This is a genomic window from Pseudomonas aestuarii (genome assembly GCF_027988105.1).
Classification (GTDB): domain Bacteria; phylum Pseudomonadota; class Gammaproteobacteria; order Pseudomonadales; family Pseudomonadaceae; genus Aquipseudomonas; species Aquipseudomonas aestuarii.
The window spans coordinates 24292-46790 of sequence record NZ_JAQJZJ010000008.1 but is presented as its reverse complement, the minus strand read 5'-3'; the positions used below and the strand labels follow the sequence as shown (position 1 = coordinate 46790).

The 22499-nt window shown below is 63.8% G+C and carries 21 protein-coding genes; 8 read left to right on the top strand and 13 right to left on the bottom strand.

Annotation, left to right across the window (positions count from 1 at the left end):
• Positions 1–53 precede the first annotated feature (53 nt).
• Together PH586_RS16625 and PH586_RS16620 are read left to right on the top strand one after the other, a co-directional pair.
• A complete protein-coding gene (locus tag PH586_RS16625) occupies positions 54–1550 on the top strand; it encodes a CoA-acylating methylmalonate-semialdehyde dehydrogenase (protein ID WP_271348886.1) in 1497 nt (498 codons plus the stop codon).
• 409 nt (positions 1551–1959) lie between these two features.
• Complete coding sequence (locus PH586_RS16620; protein ID WP_271348885.1) at positions 1960–2733, top strand: gamma-glutamyl-gamma-aminobutyrate hydrolase family protein; 774 nt, start codon at positions 1960–1962, stop codon at positions 2731–2733.
• Between the two features lie 940 nt (positions 2734–3673).
• Here PH586_RS16620 and PH586_RS16615 read toward each other — a convergent pair.
• Positions 3674–4759: a type I restriction endonuclease gene (locus PH586_RS16615; protein ID WP_271348884.1), complete on the bottom strand. Its 1086-nt coding sequence runs from the start codon at positions 4757–4759 to the stop codon at positions 3674–3676.
• Between the two features lie 58 nt (positions 4760–4817).
• Positions 4818–5636 carry an NYN domain-containing protein gene (locus PH586_RS16610; RefSeq protein WP_271348883.1) on the bottom strand — a complete coding sequence of 273 codons (819 nt, stop codon included), beginning with the start codon at positions 5634–5636 and terminating at the stop codon, positions 4818–4820.
• Positions 5637–5821: 185 nt separating this feature from the next.
• On the opposite strand from PH586_RS16610, the gene PH586_RS16605 reads away from it, so the two are divergent.
• Together PH586_RS16605 and PH586_RS16600 are read left to right on the top strand one after the other, a co-directional pair.
• On the top strand, positions 5822–6241 hold the full coding sequence (locus tag PH586_RS16605; RefSeq protein ID WP_271348882.1) for a CBS domain-containing protein: 420 nt from the start codon (positions 5822–5824) through the stop codon (positions 6239–6241).
• 223 nt (positions 6242–6464) lie between these two features.
• Positions 6465–7091 (top strand): c-type cytochrome, encoded by a 627-nt coding sequence (locus PH586_RS16600; protein ID WP_271348881.1) that lies wholly within the window; start codon positions 6465–6467, stop codon positions 7089–7091.
• A gap of 9 nt (positions 7092–7100) precedes the next feature.
• Here the strand turns inward: PH586_RS16600 and PH586_RS16595 are convergent, their stop codons facing one another.
• The 3 genes from PH586_RS16595 to PH586_RS16585 form a co-directional block, all read right to left on the bottom strand.
• The gene (locus PH586_RS16595) at positions 7101–7979 is read right to left on the bottom strand and encodes an alpha/beta fold hydrolase (RefSeq protein ID WP_271348880.1); all 879 of its coding nucleotides are present in this window, start codon (positions 7977–7979) and stop codon (positions 7101–7103) included.
• Between the two features lie 131 nt (positions 7980–8110).
• Positions 8111–8836 carry an endonuclease I family protein gene (locus PH586_RS16590; protein ID WP_271348879.1) on the bottom strand — a complete coding sequence of 242 codons (726 nt, stop codon included), beginning with the start codon at positions 8834–8836 and terminating at the stop codon, positions 8111–8113.
• A 153-nt stretch (positions 8837–8989) separates the two neighbouring features.
• On the bottom strand, positions 8990–9850 hold the full coding sequence (locus PH586_RS16585; RefSeq protein ID WP_271348878.1) for an SPFH domain-containing protein: 861 nt from the start codon (positions 9848–9850) through the stop codon (positions 8990–8992).
• Between the two features lie 188 nt (positions 9851–10038).
• Between PH586_RS16585 and pnuC the strand changes: the two genes are divergently transcribed.
• Together pnuC and PH586_RS16575 are read left to right on the top strand one after the other, a co-directional pair.
• Positions 10039–10620, top strand: a complete 582-nt coding sequence (pnuC, locus tag PH586_RS16580) for a nicotinamide riboside transporter PnuC (protein ID WP_271348877.1) — start codon at positions 10039–10041, stop codon at positions 10618–10620.
• Complete coding sequence (locus PH586_RS16575) at positions 10617–11141, top strand: AAA family ATPase (protein WP_271348876.1); 525 nt, start codon at positions 10617–10619, stop codon at positions 11139–11141. Before pnuC ends, PH586_RS16575 begins: the two co-directional genes overlap by 4 nt.
• Positions 11142–11219: 78 nt before the next feature.
• Here the strand turns inward: PH586_RS16575 and PH586_RS16570 are convergent, their stop codons facing one another.
• From PH586_RS16570 to PH586_RS16535, 8 genes are all read right to left on the bottom strand, one after another.
• Positions 11220–11564: a zinc ribbon domain-containing protein YjdM gene (locus PH586_RS16570; RefSeq protein ID WP_271348875.1), complete on the bottom strand. Its 345-nt coding sequence runs from the start codon at positions 11562–11564 to the stop codon at positions 11220–11222.
• 146 nt (positions 11565–11710) lie between these two features.
• The gene (locus PH586_RS16565) at positions 11711–12100 is read right to left on the bottom strand and encodes a hypothetical protein (protein WP_271348874.1); all 390 of its coding nucleotides are present in this window, start codon (positions 12098–12100) and stop codon (positions 11711–11713) included.
• A 153-nt stretch (positions 12101–12253) separates the two neighbouring features.
• A complete protein-coding gene (locus PH586_RS16560) occupies positions 12254–13000 on the bottom strand; it encodes a phytanoyl-CoA dioxygenase family protein (RefSeq protein WP_271348873.1) in 747 nt (248 codons plus the stop codon).
• Positions 13001–13042: 42 nt separating this feature from the next.
• A complete protein-coding gene (locus tag PH586_RS16555; RefSeq protein WP_271348872.1) occupies positions 13043–13543 on the bottom strand; it encodes an LEA type 2 family protein in 501 nt (166 codons plus the stop codon).
• A gap of 135 nt (positions 13544–13678) precedes the next feature.
• On the bottom strand, positions 13679–14518 hold the full coding sequence (locus PH586_RS16550) for a DMT family transporter (protein ID WP_271348871.1): 840 nt from the start codon (positions 14516–14518) through the stop codon (positions 13679–13681).
• Positions 14519–14814: 296 nt separating this feature from the next.
• On the bottom strand, positions 14815–16266 hold the full coding sequence (gene adeC / locus PH586_RS16545) for an AdeC/AdeK/OprM family multidrug efflux complex outer membrane factor (RefSeq protein ID WP_271348870.1): 1452 nt from the start codon (positions 16264–16266) through the stop codon (positions 14815–14817).
• Complete coding sequence (locus PH586_RS16540; protein WP_271348869.1) at positions 16263–19394, bottom strand: efflux RND transporter permease subunit; 3132 nt, start codon at positions 19392–19394, stop codon at positions 16263–16265. Before PH586_RS16540 ends, adeC begins: the two co-directional genes overlap by 4 nt.
• 3 nt (positions 19395–19397) lie before the next feature.
• Positions 19398–20555: an efflux RND transporter periplasmic adaptor subunit gene (locus tag PH586_RS16535; RefSeq protein ID WP_271348868.1), complete on the bottom strand. Its 1158-nt coding sequence runs from the start codon at positions 20553–20555 to the stop codon at positions 19398–19400.
• 232 nt (positions 20556–20787) lie between these two features.
• Between PH586_RS16535 and PH586_RS16530 the strand changes: the two genes are divergently transcribed.
• Positions 20788–21420 (top strand): TetR family transcriptional regulator, encoded by a 633-nt coding sequence (locus tag PH586_RS16530; RefSeq protein ID WP_271348867.1) that lies wholly within the window; start codon positions 20788–20790, stop codon positions 21418–21420.
• 175 nt (positions 21421–21595) lie between these two features.
• A complete protein-coding gene (locus PH586_RS16525; RefSeq protein ID WP_271348866.1) occupies positions 21596–22339 on the top strand; it encodes a metallophosphoesterase family protein in 744 nt (247 codons plus the stop codon).
• Positions 22340–22499: the final 160 nt, after the last annotated feature.

The following is a 22499-nucleotide window of genomic DNA, read 5'->3' as shown; positions in this document are numbered from 1 at the left end:
CTGGGCGTCCCGCCCGCTCCTACAAAAACAGATTAGCTATAGAGGAACACCGCATGAGCCATATCCCGCACCTGATCAACGGCGAACGCGTTGCCGGCACCGGCCGCACCGCCGACGTATTCAACCCGTCCACCGGCGAGGTGATCCACCAGGTTGCCCTGGCCGACCGCGCCACCATGCAGCAGGCCATCGACGCCGCCAAGGCCGCGTTCCCGGACTGGCGCAAGACCCCGCCGGCCAAGCGCGCGCAGGTGATGTTCCGCTTCAAGCAGCTGCTCGAAGAGCACGAAGGCGCCATCGCCAAGCTGATCAGCGAAGAGCACGGCAAGACCCTCGAGGACGCGACCGGCGAACTCAAGCGCGGCATCGAAAACGTCGAGTTCGCCTGTGGCGCGCCGCAGATTCTCAAGGGCGAATACAGCCGCAACGTCGGCCCCAATATCGACGCCTGGAGCGACCTGCAGCCGATCGGCGTGGTCGCCGGCATCACCCCGTTCAACTTCCCGGCCATGGTGCCGCTGTGGATGTACCCGCTGGCCATCGTCTGCGGCAACTGCTTCATCCTCAAGCCGTCCGAGCGTGACCCCAGCTCGACCCTGTACATCGCCGGCCTGCTGCTCGAAGCCGGCCTGCCGAAAGGCGTGATGAGCGTGGTGCACGGCGACAAGGAAGCGGTCGATGCGCTGATCGCAGCCCCCGAGGTCAAGGCCCTGAGCTTCGTCGGCTCGACCCCGATCGCCGAGTACATCTACAGCGAAGGCACCAAGCGCGGCAAGCGCGTGCAGGCCCTGGGCGGGGCGAAGAACCACGCGGTGCTGATGCCCGACGCCGACCTGGACAACGCCGTCAGCGCACTGATGGGCGCGGCCTACGGTTCCTGCGGCGAGCGCTGCATGGCCATCTCGGTGGCCGTGTGCGTCGGCGACCAGATCGCCGATGCCCTGGTACAGAAGATCACCCCGCAGATTCACGAACTGAAGATCGGCGCCGGCACCTCCTGCGGCCTGGACATGGGGCCGCTGGTCACCGCTGCCGCCAAGGACAAGGTTGCCGGCTACATCGACGCCGGCGTCGCCGCCGGTGCCGAGCTGGTGGTCGACGGCCGTGGCCTGAGTGTCAGCGGCAACGAGAACGGCTACTTCCTCGGCGGCACCCTGTTCGACAGGGTCACCCCGGAAATGACCATCTACAGCGACGAGATCTTCGGTCCGGTGCTGTGCATCGTTCGGGTCAACAGCCTGGAAGACGCCATGCAGCTGATCAACGACCACGAATACGGCAACGGCACCTGCATCTTCACCCGCGACGGCGAGTCGGCGCGGCTGTTCTGCGACGAGATCGAAGTCGGCATGGTCGGCGTCAACGTGCCGCTGCCGGTGCCGGTCAGCTACCACAGCTTCGGTGGCTGGAAGCGCTCGCTGTTCGGCGACCTGCATGCCTACGGCCCGGATGGCGTGCGCTTCTACACTCGCAAGAAGGCCATCACCCAGCGCTGGCCGCAGCGCGCCTCGCATGAGGCGGCGCAGTTCGCCTTCCCGAGTAATGGCTAACAGGCCGTTGTAAAACTACCTACGTTGCCCCCTTCTAATAAAAGAGAGGGGCGTTAGAAACAGGCTCGAAATGCTCATTTACACCAGTAAACTCCGCTTTCTCGCCTGTTTCTGCCTTGTCTCGGCTGCCTCGGCTACGTTTTTCAACAACCTGTCGTAACACCCAAGGGGGCTGGTCGCAGGATCAGCCCCCTTTTTTCAGTTTCGGTAGGATGGGTTGAGCGCAGCGATACCCATCAAGCAGCAACAGTTTTACGCAACAAACCAGCCGCGCGGGCGCGGCGTTGGTGCAGTGTCCGGCCTGGCCGGTTACGGCACCCCTTGGGTGAGCGGGTTCAGGGTTAGCCTGACCGGCAAGCCCGCTCTCCCAAGGGCAGCCCACTTCAAACCATTATGAAGAGGACTCCCTATGACAAAACCCCTGATTGGCCTACCCCTGTGCCGCTGGCAGCTGACCGACCGTGATATCGGCTGGTTCCACCTGGTGGGCGAAAAGTACATCCAGTCGGTGACCGGCTACGGCGCCTTCCCGCTGATGATCCCGGCCTTCGCCGACGAGCTGGACATGGACACCGTGCTCGATAGCGTCAGCGGCATCATGTTCGGCGGCTCGCTGTCCAACATTCACCCCAGCTTCTACGGCGACAGCCACGACGGCCTGGGCCTGGCCGACAAGCCGCGCGACGCCACCGTGTTGCGCCTGATGCGCGCCTGCATCGAGCGCGGCATACCCTTTCTCGGCATCTGCCGCGGCGTGCAGGAAATGAACGTGCTGTACGGCGGCACCCTGCACCGCGAGGTCCACGAAGTGGCGGACCGCCTCGACCACCGCGAGCGCAAGGGCGTGCCGGACGATGTGGCCTACGGCCCCATGCACAATGTGACCCTGACCGAGGGTGGCCTGCTGCACACACTGCTGGGTGAGCGCGCGATCAAGGTCAACTCGCTGCACGGCCAGGGCATCGACCGCCTCGGCGAAGGCTTGCAGGTTGAAGCCGTGGCCGAGGACGGACAGATCGAGGCGGTCAGCGTGATTGGTGCCAAGGCCTTCGCTGTCGGCGTGCAGTGGCACCCGGAATACCGTTATTGGGAGAAGGCGGACTACAACGCGCTGCTGCAGGCCTTCCACGATGCGGCGAAGGAGTATCAGGCGCAGAAGAGCAGGGTGGAGGCGGTGGCCTAAACGCTGCGCGGGTAATCGAAAGCCAAAGGCCAGTCGCGAGACTGGCCTTTTTGCGTTTGTGGCCTATGGGTTATAGGAGATGTGTATGTACCCGCCGTCTTTGCGTTGTGCGTGATTAATGGTTTCGCCCTTACGGCGAGTCACTTTTTGCAGTCGCCAAAAAAGTAACCAAAAAGGCTTGCCCCGCCATCCGCCCCGCCTGCGGCGGGTTCCCTCATTCCATCATTGCTCCAGGGCCCGACCTGGGCGGCCCCCCGACGAAGGGCCATCCCTGGCCCATCGCGGCTCTCGCGGCATCCATGGCGCTCAACCCCTTCCGCAACGATTGCGTTCGGCCTCCTGAAGGGGCGATTGGCGTCGTCTGTCCGTCTTGCACAGGGTTAGCAAAAGCACAAACCAGCACCGCCCACGCTTCGCGTGGGCGGTGCTGGTTTGTGATCGTGACTACGTTCCAGCGTGGGCACGTTCGAGCTCTTTCGCTGTTGATTGCACAAATCGCCCAGACGACGCGATCCCCGATCCCGTCAGGAGGCCGAGTGGAGGTGCTGTGGAGAGGGGCGTTTGGCATGGATGCCAAACGAGGAACGATGGGCGGGGCCGCCTAGGCCAGGGATGGCCCACCGTGACGACCCTCGGAACAGTGCCGGAGCGAGGGAAGTTGAGCGAAGCGAAACCCGTATGCCGGGCGCGCTTTCTCTTTGGTCACTTTCTCTTTCGCGCGAGCAAACGTAGCGCAGCGAAGTAACAGCCGCAGGCGGGCCCGAAGGGCGAGCGAAGCGAGTAAAGAGAAAGTGACTCGCCGTAAGGGCGAAACACGAAATTAAGACCAATGGAGTAGAGGCGGTTCAACACCGGGTGCTTGGGTGGGTGCTGGTCGAGAAGTTGATGGGTATCGCTACGCTCAACCCATCATGAAAAGTAGTGTCGCGGCATATGGAAATTATGAATAAAACCCGGTGGTCTTTTTCAACTGGTCGGAAAAATCGTAAATTTCATCCAATGAACTGATCGGGTGGCGTGTCTCGGTTTTCTCTTGGTCAAAGATGCCAATGTACTTTTGCATGCGATTGAAATGCAGGCGGCAAATTGGTTTGCGGTTATTGTCATCCAACAAAATGCCGAAGTAACTCTGAGTGTCACGCTGAATGATTCGCTTCGCGTCAACAACTGAACGCACAATGGCTTTCACGATATGGTAGCCCTCAAGCTCTTCAAGCGTGGTCATGACTTTGTCGTCTGCGGGCTCGTCGAGTTGTTCTGCCGAGGCTTCGGTTGCTGTAGGTGTGGCCGCACTATAGCTGGGTTGAATCGCCCCGCTCATCGCCGACTTCAAGCGATCATTCACTTGGTCGCTGAGAAATTGAGCAACAGCTTTTCGGGTCAGTTCGGCGAATTGTTCACGCACTTTTTGCGTGATCATTCCTTCATAAACGCGGGAGGCAAAGAACTTTACAAAATCATCATCAGGTTTGCTGAACTGAGATGCGATTTCTTTTTTTATTTGGCTGACATACTTAAGTTCGCCCGCCGAATTGACAATGGAGTCAACATCGAAGGCCGATTTTGTGAGTTTTATTAGTTCGGGTACGGCGTGCTCATCAATGTCGAGCAAGTCCAGTTCAAGAAAGGGCTTCTCATCCATCTTGTTTGGGGCGTCGAGGTCAGTAAAGAATTTGTAGACTTGGCCGTTCGTGAGGATGGAGATACGAGCATTGGTTACATGGAAGTAGCGAAACAGTTGGGAGGCGTGATTGATGTTCAGTGGCTCGCCAATTTTTTTGCATTCGATCAATATTTGAACTTCACCATCTTTCAGGATTGCGTAGTCAATCTTTTCACCTTTCTTCGTCCCAACGTCACAGACGAATTCCGGGGTTACCTCCCGAGGATCAAATACGTCGTAGCCGAGCACGCTGTTGATGAATGGCATGACAAAGGCATTTTTCGTAGCTTCTTCCGTTTTTATCGCGGCAGCCTGTTGGCGAATCTTGGCGGAGAGGCTGTTAAGTTTTTCAAAGAATTCCATGTCTAGCTCCTTGCTGTATTGATGCCCGTGGTTTGTGTTGGCTCCTGCGGTACGCGTTTCACTTCCCCGTCTTCCGATTCCTCACATACAACGCCTCGCCCCCCGTCGCACTGCTCCCGCGCACCTGCAACTCGAAGCGTTTGGGATGGCCCTTGATCAAGTCGCTGAGTTTCCTGAACCCGTACAGCCGCGCATCGAACGCCGGGCGCAGTTTGCTGATGGTCGAGCCGAGGGAGCCGAGTTGGATCCAGCCGTCTTCGTCGTCGATGTCTTCGATGACCTTGGCGATGAAGTCCACCGGGACCTTCTGCGCTTTCGGTTTCTCAGGCGCCTTGAGCGGTTCGCCGGCCTGTTCGCCTTTCGTGCTTGGCGGGGCTTTGTCGTCGCTGCTGGCCGGCTCGGGTTGGGCTTCAGGCGCATCGGCGCGGAGGATTTCGGTGTAGATGAACTTGTCGCAGGCCGAGACAAAGGGCTTGGGCGTTTTCTCTTCGCCGAAGCCATAGACGGTCAGGCCTTCCTCGCGCAGGCGGGCGGCCAGGCGGGTGAAGTCGCTGTCGCTGGAAACCAGGCAGAAGCCGTCGAAGCGCCGGGTGTAGAGGAGGTCCATGGCGTCGATGATCAAGGCACTGTCGGTGGCGTTCTTGCCGCGGGTGTAGGCGAATTGCTGAATCGGCTGGATGCTGTGGTCGAGCAGCACCTGCTTCCACTTACCGAGGTTGGGCTGGGTCCAGTCGCCATAGATGCGCTTGACGCTGGCGACGCCGAACTTGGCGATTTCCTCGAACAGGCCTTCGACGATGGCGGCGGAGGCGTTGTCGGCGTCGATCAGCACCGCCAGAAGCTGTTGCGGACGCTGCGGGTGGGCTTTGCTGGCCATGGGGTCATCCTTGAATAAACGTCCCTCGAACATACTGCGGATGCTGGCAGGACGCCATAGGCAGCAGTCCGCCGCTTCGGTACCGGCGGCCAAGCAATAAACAGGGCCTGGAACTTGCTATGGGTCTAGGGCCCGGGCGCCCGCCCGGTCGACCACGACTCGCTAGCCCCAGGGGAGCCCGCTCGATGAACACTGCCGCTATTGCCGATTACATGACCAAGGACTTTGCCTCCATTCGCGCCGACATGCCGGTGGTGGAGGCGGCCAGGCTGCTGATGCGCTATCCCATTCTCGGCGGGCCGGTCACCGATGCGCAGGGCCTGCTGTTGGGCTGGATTTCCGAGCAGGAGTGCCTGCAAGTGGCGATTCAGGTGGCCTACTACAACCAGCGCGTGGCGACGGTGCGCGACATCATGCGCAGCGACGTGCTCAGCGTGACTGTCGAAATGGACGCCGTGGCACTGGCGCAGCAGATGCTCGGCGACAAGCCGAAGAGTTACCCGGTGGTCGATGCCGGCGGCAAGGTGATCGGGGTGATTACCCGCCGGCATATCCTCAAGTTGCTCGATAAGCTGATGGAAGTGCCGCATGCCCGCTCGGCCTGAACCCCGCACGCGCACCTTCTGAGGGCGTGCCTGCGGCGGGCTAGCCCCAGGTGCACCAAAAGCGTTCGGTCATGCCGCTCTCGCGGCGCGGGGTGGGCCTGCACGGGCTGCCCCGACCAGGCCCTATCTGCCATTTGCTTGACCTGTGCCGGGGTACGGCCGGGTGGTTGCGCCTATAGTCGCCGCCCGTCCTATCGAGCAAACCAGGCAAAGGTCTCCCGCCATGCGCGTACTCACCCTTGTGTTCATCTGTTGCATCGCCAGCCTGGCCCAGGCCAGCGATGAGGCCATGCAGCGCTTTTCCCGGATCAACGCCGACCCGGTGTTGCGCGAGCAGGCCTATGCTGCCGGCCAGGAACGCATGCTGTTCTGCGGCAATTGCCACGGCGAGAACGGCAACAGCAAACGGCCGTACATTCCCAACCTGGCCCAGCAGAACCCGGTGTACCTGTTCAACGCCTTCGAGAAGTTCGCCAGCGGCGAGCGCAAGGACTTCGTCATGTCCAAGCTGGCGCCGACCCTGACCCTGGAGGATAGGGTCAACATCGCCATCTACTTCGGTCAGCAACAACTGCTGGCGCATCGCGAGCCGGTCGATGCGGCCTTGCGGCAGCAGGGCGAGGTGACGTTCAAGAGCATCTGCACCGGCTGTCACGGCGTGCACGCCGAAGGCCGCGACAACACCCCACGCCTGGCCGGCCAGCCGGCCGAATACCTGCGCAAGGCGCTGACGCGGTTTCGCGACAAGGACCCGAGTCGCGCCGGCTCGGTGATGATGTCGATCGCCGCCGACTTCAACGACGCGCAGATAAGCGCCCTGGCCACCTATTTGCAGCAGCTGCAGCCCTGACCCCGTCAGCTAGGCCGTCGGGCGCAGGGCACCGATACGGGCCAGACCCCGTTCGATCAGCTGCTGGCAGCCGGCGGGGTTCTCCAGCGGCAGCAGGTGGCCGTGGTCCAGATCCTGCTCGAAGTGGGTCCGCGGGCAGCGCCGTTGCCATTCCTGCCACAGCTGTTCGGTGAAGAACACCGAGGGTTTGCCGCGGATCGCCACGCAGGGCATGGGCAGGCGTTCGAGCTGCGCCATGACGTTGGGCGGCTGGGTGTAGTTGTGCGCCTCCCAGTGCTTGGGGAACGCCAGCTGCACCTGGCCGTCCGGCGCCTCGACCACGGCGTGCCGAGCCAGCGCCTGCAGGGTTTCCTGGCCGAAGCGGCGGTAGCCACGGGTCTGCTGGCACTGTTGCAGAAAGGCTTCGCGACTGGGCCAGCGGTCAGTCTTGGCCAGGGTGCTCCTGGCCGGCTCGGTGCGCTGCATCAGCGCCTTGGGCAGGCAGCGCGCCAGGCGCGCCAGGCCCGGCGAGACCATGGCCGGCTCGATCAGCACCAAAGCCTTGAACAGCTCCGGTCGCTTGGCCGCCGCCAGGATGGTGCTGGTGGCGCCCAGCGAGTGGCCGATGCCGATGATCGGCCGGCGGTAATGGTGCTCGATGAAGTCGATCAGGTCGTCGGCGTACAGCTGCCAATCGCGCCGCCGCGGCGGCTGGCCGATGCCCGGCCAGGTCGCCCGGCAGGCCAGGCCGCTGATTGCCAGGCGGGCGCTCAGGCGCGTCAGCAGGGGTTCGTAGACGCTCAGGGGGAAACCGTTGGCGTGATAGAAGTGCGCCGCTTCGCCCTCGTGGCTGAAATGCTGCCAGTGGGCATTGGCGGGAAGGCGCGAGACGCCGCTGTGGCTCGACATGATGACTCCTCGGGGCAGGGCGAAAAGCCCGGGCTCAGGATCGCCAGCCTAGAGAGCGGCGCCGCGCGGTGCAAAGGGGGAAACTGCCAGATTGCCGGCGTAAATGGCCTCTCGATGGCGGCGCCTAGGGCTTAGCCGCTGCTGCGCGGGGTGTCGCCGGCGCGGCGCAGGGCCGGGCAACGACCTCGATCGAGGGCGCCGATGTAGGGATTGCCATGGCCCATCACGCAGCCGACTTTCTGGTTGCGCCAGCGCTCCCATTCGCTGATCGGGTACTGGCGGTTCCAGGCTTCGTAGGTGCGCCGGTCGAGCTTGGACAGGCGCAGCTTGTAGTGGTCGGCCATGTACAGGTAGATGCGCGCCGAGGCGCCGCGGGCCTGCGCGGGAGGCATGGCGGTTTTCTGCTTGAAGTTGACCACCATGGGGCAGGCGCCGTACTGCTGCGGCTTGTCGCCGAGCATGCCGAGGGCGTAGTTGGAGCGGTCGCCATTCACTTCGCCGATGCTCGGCACCAGGTTGTGCAGGTCGGCTTCGGCGGCCTTGAACAGCGGGTCGTTGCGCGTGCAGTTCTTGCGTCCGCCGTGCTGCCAGCACTGGCGCTGATGACCGATCACCCAGGCGGGCACCACGTGCTCCCATTCCAGACGCTGCGCGCGGCGCTCCTGCTTGCGCACGCTGTAGCCGCAGCTGGCCAGATCGACGCGCTTGCCTTGGTAGGCGCAGCCGCAATAGAAGGTGCTCGGTCGCTCGGCATAGAGCTTCCAGGCAATTTTCTTGGCGGCGGCGAAGTTAGGCGGGGCGTCGGCCTGGATGGAGACGGCGAACAGCAGGCAGAGCAGGGCGATCAGGCGGGGCATGGGCGGCTCTAGGCAAAAAGCCGCGCATGATACGTGCTAAGCAGCTGGCCGAGGGCCTCTATTCCGGTGTTTTCCGGGAATGTGCGCAATTTCTTGCGCTATTGCGGTGGGCCGACCGGCGCGGGGCGCCAGCCGGTGGATGCCGCGGGTCGCTTACTTGTGCACGTCGATAAACGGCAGCGAGCCGCCGGGCAGTACGGTGGTCGGCAGCACGCCGTTCCAGCGCTCCGCCTTGGTCAGCTCGACCAGGTTCTGGTTGCTCGCCAGCGCCTGGGCACGGGCCTGGATGGCCTCGGCTTCGGCCTGGCCGCGCAGGCGGGTGGCTTCGGCATCGGCCTTGGCCTGGGCCAGTTGCGAGTCGGCCTCGGCCTGCGCCTGGGTGACGCGAATCTGCGCCTGCACCTGTTCGGTGGCCAGTTGCTGCTCGCGGGTCTTGACCTGGACTTCGGCGGTCATGCGCGCTTCCACGGCTTTCTCATAGGCGTCGGAGAAGTCGATGTTCTCCACCTGGACGCTGTCGATCACCACCGGGCCGTCGATGGCGGCCTTGATCGCGGCGGAGATGTCGCTGACCAACTGACCGCGGCTCTGCACGGCGGCCACGGCGTTGTAACGGCCGAACACGTTTTCCACCTGGGTCGGCACCTGGCGGCTGATCAGCCGATCCTTCATGCCGTCGCTGGTCTGGTAGGCGGTATAGACCTTGGCCACTTCCGAGGGCACCACATGCCAGGACACCGAGACGCGCAGGGTCGCCGCCTGCTGATCCTTGCTGTAGGCCTGCAAGCGGTCATAGATGGTGACCTGGCTCTGGGTCGAGATGCGCTTGACCGTCTCGATGAAGGGCACCTTGAACGACAGGCCGGGCTCGATCACGCCGACCAGTGCACCGTTACGCAGCAGCACCCCGCGTTCGGTTTCATCCACGGTGTACCAGGAGCCGAGCACCCCGGCGACCAGCAGTAGGCCGACCAGGGCACCGGCGACGGGTTTCAGGGTAAGTTGTCGAGCCATCGGTGATTTCCTTGTTCACATCGTTGTGCGCGGCGCATTGCCGCGAGTTCCTGGCGCCCTGGGCGAGGCGCGTTGGGTGCGCCGGTGGCGACCGGCGCCGGGCTACCCTAACCCATTCGCACGAATTGGTTACAATCGCCGGCCACAATTTTCCCGGGCAGGCCAGCGCCTGCCGTACCGAGGTTGCAATGTCGCCGCTTGAACTCTTCGCCGCCGCCCTGGGCGTGATCGCCGTCTGGCTGACGGTCAAACAGAATGTCTGGTGCTGGCCGATCGGCCTGCTGATGGTGTTGATGTACAGCTGGATCTTCTTCGAGGTGAAGCTGTATTCGGACATGCTCCTGCAAGTGGTCTACGCGGTGCTGCAGCTCTACGGCTGGTGGCAGTGGACCCGTGGCGGCGGTCAGCAGCAGGGCCGCGCGGTCAGTCGCCTGGGCGCCCGGGCCATGGCCCTGAGCCTGGCTCTCGGCGCCGCCGGCAGCCTCGCCCTGGGCTACTTGATGGCCACCTACACCGACGCGGCGGCGCCCTGGCTGGACGCCGCGCTGACCGGATTCAGCCTGGTCGCCCAGGTGTGGATGGCGCAGAAACGCCTGCAGTGCTGGCCGTTGTGGTTGACGCTGGACGTGATCTTCGTCGGCCTGTTCGTCAGCAAGGAGCTGTACCTCACGGCCGGCCTCTACGGTCTGTTCTGCCTGCTGGCGCTGCAGGGCTGGCTGGCCTGGCGCCGCGCCCCCGAGCTGGCCCGCGCGGAGCCGGCCGGCGCATGAAGGTGCTGGTGCTGACCGGCCCGGAGTCGAGCGGCAAGAGCTGGCTGGCCGAGGCGCTGCAGCGGCGTTTCGGCGGCGTGCTGGTCGGTGAGTACGTGCGCCATTTCATCGAGCAGCAGGGCCGCGATACCTGTTACGCGGACATCCCGGCGATTGCCCGTGGCCAGCTGGCCTGGGAAGATCAGGCGCGCGCGGCCCGGCCGGATCTGCTGATCCTCGACACCCACCTGTTGAGCAACCTGCTGTGGAGCCAGAGCCTGTTCGGCGACTGTCCGGCCTGGATCGAGCCGGCGCTGCTGGCGCGCCGTTACGACCTGCACCTGCTGCTCGATCCGCAGGATGTGCCCTGGATCGACGACGGCCAGCGCTGCCAGCCGCAGCTGGCCGAGCGCCTGGATTTCCACCAGGCTTGCCGCGACTGGCTGCAGGCCCACCGCCAGCCCTTCGTCAACCTGCGGGGCGACTGGCTGCAGCGCCAGCAACAGGCGCTGCAGCGAGTTGCAGCCTGGCTGGCGCAATAGCGGCGTTCGGGGAATGGAAGCTGCGGCGGGGGGGCGAAGCACGCCTGCCGGCGCGATGGCGGGCAGGCGTTGTGGCGATCAGACCTTGCGCACGAACTCGGACTTGAGCTTCATGGCGCCGATGCCGTCGATCTTGCAGTCGATGTCGTGGTCGCCGTCACACAGGCGGATGCCCTTGACCTTGGTGCCGACCTTGACCACCAGCGAGGAGCCTTTGACCTTGAGGTCTTTGATCACGGTGATGGTGTCGCCATCCTGCAGCACGTTGCCGACTGAGTCCTTGATCACTTTGTCGTCGTCTGTCGCCGCGTCGGCCGCGCCGTCGGCAGACCATTCGTGGGCGCACTCCGGGCAGATCAGCAGTTGGCCGTCTTCATAGGTGAACTCGGAATTGCATTTCGGGCAGGCTGGCAGAGTGCTCACGGCGGGTCCTTGAGGTCAGGATTATGGAAAGCCGCAGATTATATAGGGTTTTACCCGGCAATTGAGCCTGCGCGGGCATACGGCAGCGTCCAGCCGGTCACCCGGATCGGTCTCTGCCCCGCGTAGCGCGGGGCAGACTGGCAGCGCTACCAGCGTGGCGCGTAATAATCGCGGTTATGACGTTGGTGCCGGCGGTAGCGATCATTGCGGTAGTGATGCCGGTTGTGGTGGCGGAACTTGTGACCCGAGCGGTACTGGTAGCGCGGTTCTACCACCACCGTATAGGGCCGGTAGTACACGGGAGGTGGCTGGTGATAGCGCGGATAGGAGTCATAGTAGACCGGTGGCGGCGCGCCGATTTCCACATACACCGGCACGCGGTCATGGCGGCTACCGGCGACGATGGCGCCGCCGACCACGGCCCCGACCACCGCACCGGCAATCACGGCGTTGTGATCGGAACCCCGTGCCGATGCCTCTCCTGCCAGTGCCAGGCTGGCGACAAGCACCGCAAGTATAGGAATACGAGCAATCATGGGTGGATCTCCTGCAAATCGTCGGCCGAGGCCGGATACAGCATTCGACTGGCAGGCCGAGGGAAAATCTCCCGGTGACCATGTAAAGCTTGTGTAAAACCGCGGGGTGCCCGCGAGCGCTTCGGTTGTTGCCGGCCCCTTATGCATGCTCGCTCAGTCGTATTCGGCTTCTTCGTGCTCGCCCAGCAGTCGGCGCTGGCGCGGCGTGCAGGCGGCCAGCACGGCGGGGTCGAAGCGCCACGTCAGGTAGGGCGAGAATTTCTGCGCGACCATGCGTCGGCCGTAATGCACCTGCAGCAGGTAGCGGGTGCGATCCGTGGTGCGGTTGTGGCTACCGGCATGCCACAGCTCGCTGCGAAACATCAGCACGTCGCCGGCGCGGCACAACAGCGGCTGCGCCGGCACACCCTGCCACTGCTGCTCGCCCGCCAGTGGCTTGCGCCCGGCGCGGTGGCTACCGGGGATGACCCAGGTCGGGCAGAGATCCGCGTCGATGTCATCGAGGTAGAAGTGCGCCGTGCAGATCTGCATGGGCAGGACGAAGGCCGGGTCGGCCAGCAACGCCTGCGGCAGCTCCATGACCAGGTAGTCCAGGTGCAGTTCGGCGCCGACGAAACCGGGATGACTGCGCCAGGCCGTCTGGCCAATGATGTGGCAATCGGCACCGAGGGCGGCCTCGGCCAGTTCGATCACCCCTGGCTGGTCGAGGTAGGCCAGCCAGAACGGATCGCGGTTGAACACGCACTTGTAGTGGTCGACCAGGCCGGCGTAGTCCCAGTGCTGCGGCTTGAGGCGGTCGATGGCCGCGCGCAGGGCGCTGATCTGCTGCGCATCGAGCACCCCGGGAAGCAAGGCGAAGCCCTGCTGGTGCAGGGCCTGCAGGTGGCTGGCGGTGTGCATGGCGCTTACTCCTTCATGCCCTCCGCTATGCGGGCAGGTTGCTCAGGGTTGCATGGGGGCGCTCGCCGGTTCGGGCCAGTTCAAGGTGCCCGAGTCGCGAAAACGCATGGTGCCGAACAGGCCGCCAGCCAGTTTGCCGCGCAGTGCATAGGGCAGGTCCTGTCCCGGCTTATAGCCGCTGACGCCCCAGGCCTGGCGCATGACCGAATAGGCGGAAATGCTCACCGGCACGCTGAGCACGGTTTCGCCGAAGCGCGGCACCCGGCCGCTCTGGTTGCTCACCCCGCTGGCCAGCGGTTGCTGGTTGATGTCGAGCTGCAGGGCCACGCCGTTGTAGTCGATGGCGTCGTCGTTGGGGTTCTGGATCCGCAGCTTCACCGCGAAGCGCATTTCCAGCCCTTCGCCCGGCAATGGCTCCAAGCCGACCAGGTCGATATGCAGCGGGTCGCGTGGGCCCAGGCTGCTGCAGGCGCTCAGGCCAAGCAGCAGGCAGCAGACGAGGAGGCGCAGCAGGGAGCTAGACAGTGGACGGGGACTCTGCATGGTGGGGATTCCAATGATGAACGGGACACTATGGAAGACAGCGTGGCCGCGACTATTGCTCAACGCGCGGCCTGTTGTCGTCAGGTTAGACCTCTTGGCGACTGAGTGTGCAGGGGCGCCAATCTGCGGGTGGTTTCACCCGCGCTGCTTGGCGCTCAACACCACGGCGATGCCGCCGAGCACGGCCAGCGAACTCAGGAGCAGTCTCAGGCTCAAGGCTTCATCGAGCAGCAGGCTGCCGGCCAGGGCGGCGATGATGGGCACGCTGAGCTGCACGGTGGCGGCCTGGAACGCTTTCAGTCCGCGCAGGGCGGTGTACCAGACGGCATAGCCGATGCCCGAGGTGAGCGCGCCGGAGAGCAGGGCGTAGATCAGCCCGGGTCCATCCCAGTTGGCCCGACTGAGCAGCAGCGCGCTGGTCAGCAGCGCCAGCGGCGTGGCCCGCAGGAAGTTGCCGGCGGTGGCGGCCAGTGGGTCGCCGACGCCACGGCCGAGCAGCGAATAGGCACCCCAGGCGGCGCCGGCCAGCAGCATCAGCAGCGCACCGCCGAGCGCCGGCGCGCTGGCGCCGGGCAGCAATAGGGCGAGCAAACCGGCAAAGGCCAGCAATAACCCGGCCCCGGTCAATCGGCTGAACCGCTCGCCCTGGTAGAAACCCCACAGCAGCATGCTGATCTGCACCGCGCCGAACAGCAGCAAGGCGCCGACGCCGGCGTCCAGGCTGATATAGGCGAAGGAAAAGGCCGCGGCATAGGCGAACAGCGCCGCGGCGCCCAACCAGCTGCCGGCCAGCGCGCCATTGCCGGGACGCAGGCACAGCAACAGCCACAGCGTCAGGGCGCCGGAGGCGATACGCAGGCTGGTGAAACTGGCCGCGTCGATCTCGGTGTCTTTTAGCGCCAGGCGGCAGAGCAGCGAGTTACCGGCAAAGGCGAGCATGGCCAGGGCGGTCAGCAGCAGGGTTCGAGCGGTCATTGGCCATCCTTGCACGCAGATCCGGCGTGAAGCCGTCAGGTCGGCCTATCTAAGCACAGTGAGGGCGCGAGGAGGATAGGCCGAAAGTGGCAGGGCGCCGCGACTTGCAGGGCGCCCGCCGTCGGCTTGGCGAGGATCGACAGGCCCGATGAAACAGCGACAGACCGGGCTGATTGTCCTGCTTGCGTCTTTGCCCCGTCAGGGCGGCGCAATTACTACCGCAGGCCGCGAATCGCTTGGCCTGGGCTGTCCCATCGCGACGCTTCGCTGTCAGCTGCGCACCTGCCCGCTGAGTTTCAACCCTCCGCCGGCGTCTTTGGCATGGCTGCGGCCTGGTCGCTGTGTTCGCGCCAGCCACCGCCGAGCGCCTTGTACAGGTTCACTTCGCTGCTCAGCTGCGCCAGCCGATCGCTGATCAGCGTCTGTTGCGCGCTGAACAGCGAGCGCTGGGCATCGAGGAAGGTCAGGTGGCTGTCGATGCCGATGCGGTAGCGGCGCTCGGCCAGGCGGTAGTAGTCCTGGTTGGCGTCGACCAGATCGCGCTGGGCCTGAAGTTGCCGCTGGTAGGTCTGGCGTGCCGCCAGGCCGTCGGCCACCTCCTGGAAGGCGGTCTGAATGGACTTCTCGTAGCGGGCCACGCCGATGTCTTTCTGGATCTTCGAGTAATCCAGGCTGGCCCGCAGGCTGCCGGCATTGAAGATCGGCAGGCTGATCTGCGGTTGGAACAACCAGGTGCCCGAGCCGCCGCCGAATAACCCGGAGAGGTCCGGGCTGAGGCTGCCGGCATTGGCGGTCAGGCTGATGCGCGGGAAAAACGCCGCACGCGCCGCGCCGATGTTGGCGTTGGCGGCCTTGAGCAGGTGCTCGGCTTCGAGAATGTCCGGGCGCCGCTGCAGCAGGTCGGACGGCAGGTCGGCCGGCACCTGGCTGAGCAGCTCTGCGTCGAGCGCTTGGCCGGCTGGCAGATCCGCCGGCAGGCCGCTGCCGAGGAGCAACGTCAGGCCGTTGCGGTCTTGCGCGACCAGGCGCTGGTATTGCGCCAGCTTGACCCTGGCGGCTTCGACCGCGGTGCGCGACTGGCTCAAGTCGAGTGCCGAGGCCACGCCGACCGCGTTACTGCGCAGGGTCAGCTGGTGGCTTTGCTCGAAGGCCGTGAGGGTGTCTTCGGTCAGTTTCAGTAGGGCTTGATCGGCCTGCCAGGTCAGGTAGGCATTGGCGACACTGGCGACCAGGCTGATTTGCGTGGAACGCCGCGCTTGCTCGCTGGACAGGTAGGTTTCCAGGGCCTGCTGGCTGAGGCTGCGCACGCGACCGAACAGGTCCAGCTCATAGGCACTGACGCCGAGGGTCGCCGAATACTGGCTGCTGATCCCCGCGCTACCGGTTTGCCCAACGTCCGCCGGCAGGCGTTGCCGGCTGCCGCTGCCATCTGCACTAACTGCAGGCAGCGAGTCCGCGCGCTGGATGCGGTATTGCGCGCGGTAGGCCTCGATATTCAAGGCGGCGATGCGCAGGTCGCGGTTATTCACCAGCGCGCTTTCGATCAGCCGCTGCAGGGCCGGGTCACGGAAGAACTGGCGCCAGCCTTGTTCGGCGGCGGCGATATCGGCCGCCGCGGTTGCCGAGTAGGCCTGGCCTTGCGGCCACTGGGCGGCCACCGGCGCCGGCGGTTGCTGGTAATCGGGTATCAGCGAGCAGCCACTGAGCAGCAGGGTGGCGACTGCGAGGGAGATTAAGGGCTTGTTCATTGGGCCGCCTCCTCGACGAGTGTTGTGCGCTGCTTGCGCTGGAACAGCGATGAGACGCTGACGAAGAACAGGGGAACCCAGAAAATCGCCAGGATGGTGGCGCTGGTCATGCCGCCGAGTACCCCGGTACCGATGGCGTGTTGGCTACCTGAGCCGGCACCGCTGGCTATCGCCAGCGGCACCACGCCGAGGCCGAACGCCAGCGAGGTCATGATGATGGGGCGCAAGCGCATGCGGCAGGCTTCGATCGCCGCATCGGTCAAGCTGCGGCCTTGCTCGTGCAGTTCCTTGGCGAACTCGACGATCAGGATGGCGTTCTTCGCCGCCAGGCCAATGGTCGTCAGCAGGCCGACCTGGAAGTACACGTCGTTCGACAGCCCGCGCAGGCTGGTGGCCGCGAGGGCGCCGATGACGCCCAACGGCACCACCAGCATCACCGCAATCGGGATCGACCAGCTTTCATACAGGGCCGCCAGGCAGAGGAACACCATCAGCAGCGAGAGCGCATACAGGGCCGGCGCTTGCGAACCGGACATACGCTCCTCGTAGGACAGCCCGGTCCAGGAAAAGCCGATGCCCGCCGGCAGTTTCTGCGCCAGCGCTTCGACTTCGGCCATGGCATCACCTGAGCTGTAACCGGGTGCCGGGGTACCGAGGATTTCCACTGCCGCGACGCCGTTGTAACGGGTCAGTTTGGGCGCGCCGTAGATCCACTCGCCAGTGGCGAAGGCCGAGAAGGGCACCATCTCGCCGCTGTCGTTGCGCACGTACCACTTGTTCAGATCTTCCGGGCTCATCCGCGAGCTGGACTGGCCCTGGATATACACCTTCTTCACCCGGCCGCGGTCGATGAAGTCGTTGACGTAGCTGCCACCCAAGGCAATCGACAGGGTCTGGTTGATGTTCGCCAGGGTCACGCCGAGGGCGCTGGCGCGCTCGTCGTCGATGCTCAGCTGGTACTGCGGCTCATCGTTCAGACCGTTCGGTCGCACACCCGCCAGCACCTTGCTTTGCGCGGCCATGCCGAGGAACTGGTTGCGCGCGGCCATCAGCTTGTCGTGGCCAACCCCTGCGCGATCCTGCAGGAACACGTCGAAGCCGCTGGCATTGCCCAGCTCCAGTACCGCCGGTGGCACGAAGGCGAACACCATGGCGTCGCGCAAACTGAAGAAGTAGCGTTGCGCGCGCTGGGCCACGTTGAACACGCTGTTGTCCGCCGAGCGCTCCTCCCAGGGCTTGAGCATGATGAAGGCCATGCCCGAACTCTGGCCGCGACCGGCGAAGTTGAAGCCGGTGACGGTGAATACCGAGCTGACCGCATCGGCTTCTGTGCTGAGCAGGTGGCTACGCATCTCGTCGACCACCACCTGGGTCCGTTCCGCGCTGGATCCCGCTGGCGTTTGCACCTGGGCGAAGAGCACGCCCTGATCCTCTTCCGGAAGGAAGGCGGCGGGGATGCGGGTAAACAGCACGACCATGCCGACGATGATCAGCAGGTAGGCCAGCAGGTATGGCAGCTTGTGCCGCAGCATGCTCGCGACACCTCGCTCGTAGCCTTGTACGCCACGGTCGAAGCTGCGGTTGAACCAGCCGAAAAAGCCGCGCTTGGGTGCATGTTCGCCTTTGCGAATCGGCTTGAGCATTGTCGCGCACAGCGCCGGGGTGAAAATCAGTGCGACCAGGACCGACAGCACCATGGCCGAGACGATGGTGATGGAGAACTGCTGGTAGATCACCCCGGTGGAGCCGCTGAAAAACGCCATCGGCAGCAGCACGGCCGTCAGGACCAGGCCAATGCCGACCAAGGCACCCTGAATCTGGCCCATGGATTTACGCGTGGCTTCTTTCGGCGACAGGCCTTCTTCGGCCATCACCCGTTCGACGTTCTCCACCACGACGATGGCGTCGTCCACCAGCAGGCCGATCGCCAGGACCATGCCGAACATGGTCAGGGTGTTGATGCTGAAGCCGAAGGCGGCGAGCACGCCGAAGGTGCCGAGCAGCACCACCGGTACCGTCATGGTGGTAATCAGCGTGGCCCGGACGTTCTGCAGGAACAGGTACATCACCAGGAACACCAGGACAATGGCTTCGATCAGGGTCTGTACCACGCCGGAAATCGACTCGGTCACCACCGGCGTGGTGTCGTACGGGAACACCACCTCCACGCCCGGCGGGAAGAACGGCTCCAGCTCGGCAATAGTGGCGCGCAGGGCCTTGGCGGTTTCCAGCGCGTTGGCGCCGGTCGCCAGCTTGACCGCCAGGCCAGACGCCGGCTTGCCGTTGAACTGGGCGCTGATACCGTAGTTTTCGCCGCCCAAGCTAACCTCGGCCACGTCGCCGAGGCGTACTTGCGAGCCATCCGGGTTGACCTTGAGCAGGATGGCGTCGAATTGCTCGGCGCTCTGCAGGCGGGTCTTGCCGATGATGGTGGCGTTCAACTGCTGGCCCTGCACGGCCGGCAAACCGCCGAGCTGTCCCGAGGACACCTGGACGTTCTGCGCGGCGATGGCGGTTTTCACATCCACCGGGGTCAGCTGGAAGTTGTTCAGCTTGGCCGGGTCGAGCCAGATGCGCATCGCGTACTGGGCGCCGAATACCTGGAAGTCACCGACGCCAGCGGTGCGCGAGATAGGGTCCTGCATGTTGGAGACGATGTAGTTGGCCAGGTCGTCCTTGTTCATGCCGCCGTCCTGGGAGACCAGGCCGATCACCATCAGGAAGTTCTTCACCGCCTTGGTCACGCGGATGCCCTGCTGCTGGACTTCCTGCGGCAGTAGCGGGGTGGCCAGGTTGAGCTTGTTCTGCACCTGCACCTGGGCGGTGTCCGGGTTGGTGCCCTGGTTGAAGGTGGCGGTGATGGCCATGCTGCCGTCGGAATTACTTTCCGAGGTGACATAGCGCAAGTTGTCGATACCGTTGAGCTGTTGCTCGATCACTTGCACCACGGTGTCCTGCACTGTCTGCGCGGACGCGCCAGGGTAGTTCACGCTGATGGCGATGGCCGGCGGGGCGATGCTCGGGTATTGGTTGATGGGCAATTTGAGCAGCGACAGCGCGCCGACCAGCATGATGACCAGGGCAATCACCCAGGCGAAAATCGGCCGATCGATAAAGAACTTCGACATGGGTTACTCCCCCTCGCCGTCAGTTTTCACGGCGGCCGCGGCAAGGGTCGGAGTGTCTACCTGGATATTGCTCGCCGCACTGACGCGGACTTCGTCGCCAGGCTTGATGAATTGCAGGCCCTCGGTGATCAGGCGGTCGCCGCTGTGCAGGCCCTGGTTGATCAGCCATTGATTGCCGACGGTGCGGTCGGCCTTGAGTTCGCGCAGTTCGACCTTGTTGTCCTGGCCCACGACCAAGGCGGTGGGCTGGCCTTTCAGGTCGCGAGTCACGCCTTGCTGAGGGGCGAGGATCGCCTCGCGGTTGACCCCGGCCTGGAGCTGGGCGTGGACAAACATGCCCGGCAGCAGGTCGTGGTTCGGGTTGGGGAACACCGCGCGCAGGGTGACCGAGCCGGTGCCTTCGTCGACCGAGACTTCGGAAAATTCCAGCTGGCCAAGTTCTGCGTATTCGCTGCCGTCCTCGAGGATCAGCTTGACCCTGGCGGCATTCTCGCCGGCTTTCTGCAACTGGCCGCTGGCCAGTTCACGGCGTAGCTTGAGCATTGCCAGCGATGACTGGGTGACATCGACATAGATCGGGTCGAGTTGCTGGATCACCGCCATGGCGGTGCTCTGACCATCGCTGACCAGCGCACCCTCGGTGATCGCCGAACGGCCGATGCGCCCGGAGATCGGCGCCAGTACCTTGGTGTAACGCAGGTCGATCTGTGCGCTTTGCACAACGGCTTCCGCCTGCAATCGCTTGGCTTGCGCCTCGTCGAACTCCTGGCGGCTGACGGCCTGTTCGTCGACCAACAGCTTGTAGCGATCGGCCAGGGATTTGCTCGACTGCAGCGAGGCTTGCGCGCTTTTCAGGGTCGCGGCATAGGTCGAGGGATCGATCTGGTAAAGCTGCTGCCCGGCTTTGACTTCGCGACCCTCGGTGAACAGGCGCTTGAGAATGATGCCGTTGACCTGGGGGCGCACTTCGGCAATGCGGTATGCGGTGGTGCGCCCCGGTAGCTCGGAGGTCAGGGTAAAGGCTTGCGGTTGCAGGGTAACCACGCCGACTTGCGGCGGTTGTGCGGCAGGTGCCGTCGCTTCTTCCTGTTGGCAACCGCTGAGCAGGGCGGTTAGAACGGCGGCGCCAACCAGCGCGGGGAAAACCGGATTGAATCGCATGTGAGCCTCGGTCGGGAGCCTGGCAAGACGCTAAAGTGAAATGCCAGTGACAGATTTGGATGAAAAGTTGAATAAGTAGCCTGCTAACCAATATACTTACGTTCGTGAATGTTTGTAAGTTTTTTTTTAATTCGCAGAAGCAACAAAATGTAAAAATCAGGCAAAGGCTCAATGAAGGCCTTGCCTGCCAATAGCTTGCTGCGTGAAATCATTCTGTTTGAGGGTTACTGCCATGGTTCGTCGTACCAAAGAGGAGGCGCAGCAGACGCGCCGCCAGATACTCGAGGCGGCCGAAAAGGCTTTCTATGAGCGCGGCATCTCGCGGACCACGCTGGCAGAAATAGCCGGCATCGCCGGCGTCACTCGCGGGGCGATCTACTGGCATTTCAAGGACAAGGCGGGCCTGATTCAGGCCATGCTGGACAGCTTGCACGAGCCGCTGGACGAACTGGCCAAGGCCGGCGAGAGCCCGGATGAGCTGGACCCGCTGGGCTGCATGCGCCAGTTGCTGATCACCTTGTTGCAGCGGGTGGCGCTGAATCCGCAAACCCGTCGGATCACCGAAATTCTCTTTCACCGCTGCGAGCTCACCGATGAGATGAGCGACCTGCGCCAGCAACGTCAAACCGACAGCGTGGAGTGCAACGGCCGCATCGACCAGTCGCTGCGTAATGCGGTCCAGCGCAAGCAACTCCCGGCGACCTTGGACACCGCGCGCGCCGCGATCTGCCTGCATGCCTACATCGATGGCCTTCTCAGCCAGTGGCTGCTGGTGCCGCAAAGCTTCTCGCTGCAGGACGATGCCGAACTGCTGGTCGATACCGGGCTCGACATGTTGCGCGAAAGCCAGGCGTTGCGCCGCTAAGGGGCGTGCTGCCGCGCGTTGGTCGATAGCGTGGTTGGCTGTGCCGCGCGTGGGCTATCCTGCGGCCAGGCTGCCTCTGTTCAGGCGCAGTGATGCCGGGAAAAGCAATCCGGGTGCGGGGACGATAGGTCTGTAAACTGGCTGGCGAAACTCATCATTCAAGGCAGGGGGCAGGGTGATTCTTTTTCTGGGCGACCCCCATGGTCGTTTCGATCATGTGATCGAGGCCGTTATGGCCTGTCATCCCGAGGCCATCGTCCTGTTGGGCGATATCCAAGCCCGGCGCCCGCTTGATATCGAGCTGGCGCCCATTCTGGGTATGACGGACGTCTGGTTTATCCACGGGAACCACGACACCGATTCCGATCTCTATTACGACAACCTCTTTGGCTCGGCACTGGCCGATAAATGCCTGCATGGTCGTGTGGCCGAGATCGCGGGCGTGCGGATTGCCGGGCTGGGCGGCGTTTTTCGCGGGCAGGTATGGATACCGCCAGAACCCTGGAATTACCTGATGCCGAAGGACTTCGCGGCGCACTGTGGCGCGGGCAATCTTTGGCGTGGCGGGGTTCCGCGTAAGCATCGCAGTACGATTTTTCCGAGCGACCTGTCGGTACTCTTCAGCGAGAAAGCGGAGGTTCTGGTGACCCATGAGGCGCCCAGTGCGCATCCTCATGGTTTTTCCGTACTCGACGAGTTGGCCAACAGCCTCGGGGTCACCAAGACATTTCATGGCCACCATCATGATCGGCGGGACTACAGCGGCCATTCATTGCGGCTGGGCTTTGACGCCTATGGTGTGGGCTTGCGCGGCATAACCGATATCAATGGCCAGGTGTTGCTTGCCGGCGAGCAGGATGACGCACCTGAGCCAGGCACTGGTGTCGCTCTCGGCGGCCGGCGGTCAGGGAGGCGTTGAGCTGAAGTTAGCCGCCGGGCGCAGGTGCCGTGCGTAGCGGTGCTATGCCCTTGCTCTGGCCCGTCTGCAGCGTGGCTAATCGCTTCGAACGCAGCATCTCGGCCACCATCATTGAGCCGATGCGTCTGGATCGGCAGTGCTGGTGAGCGTCCGTGATGGC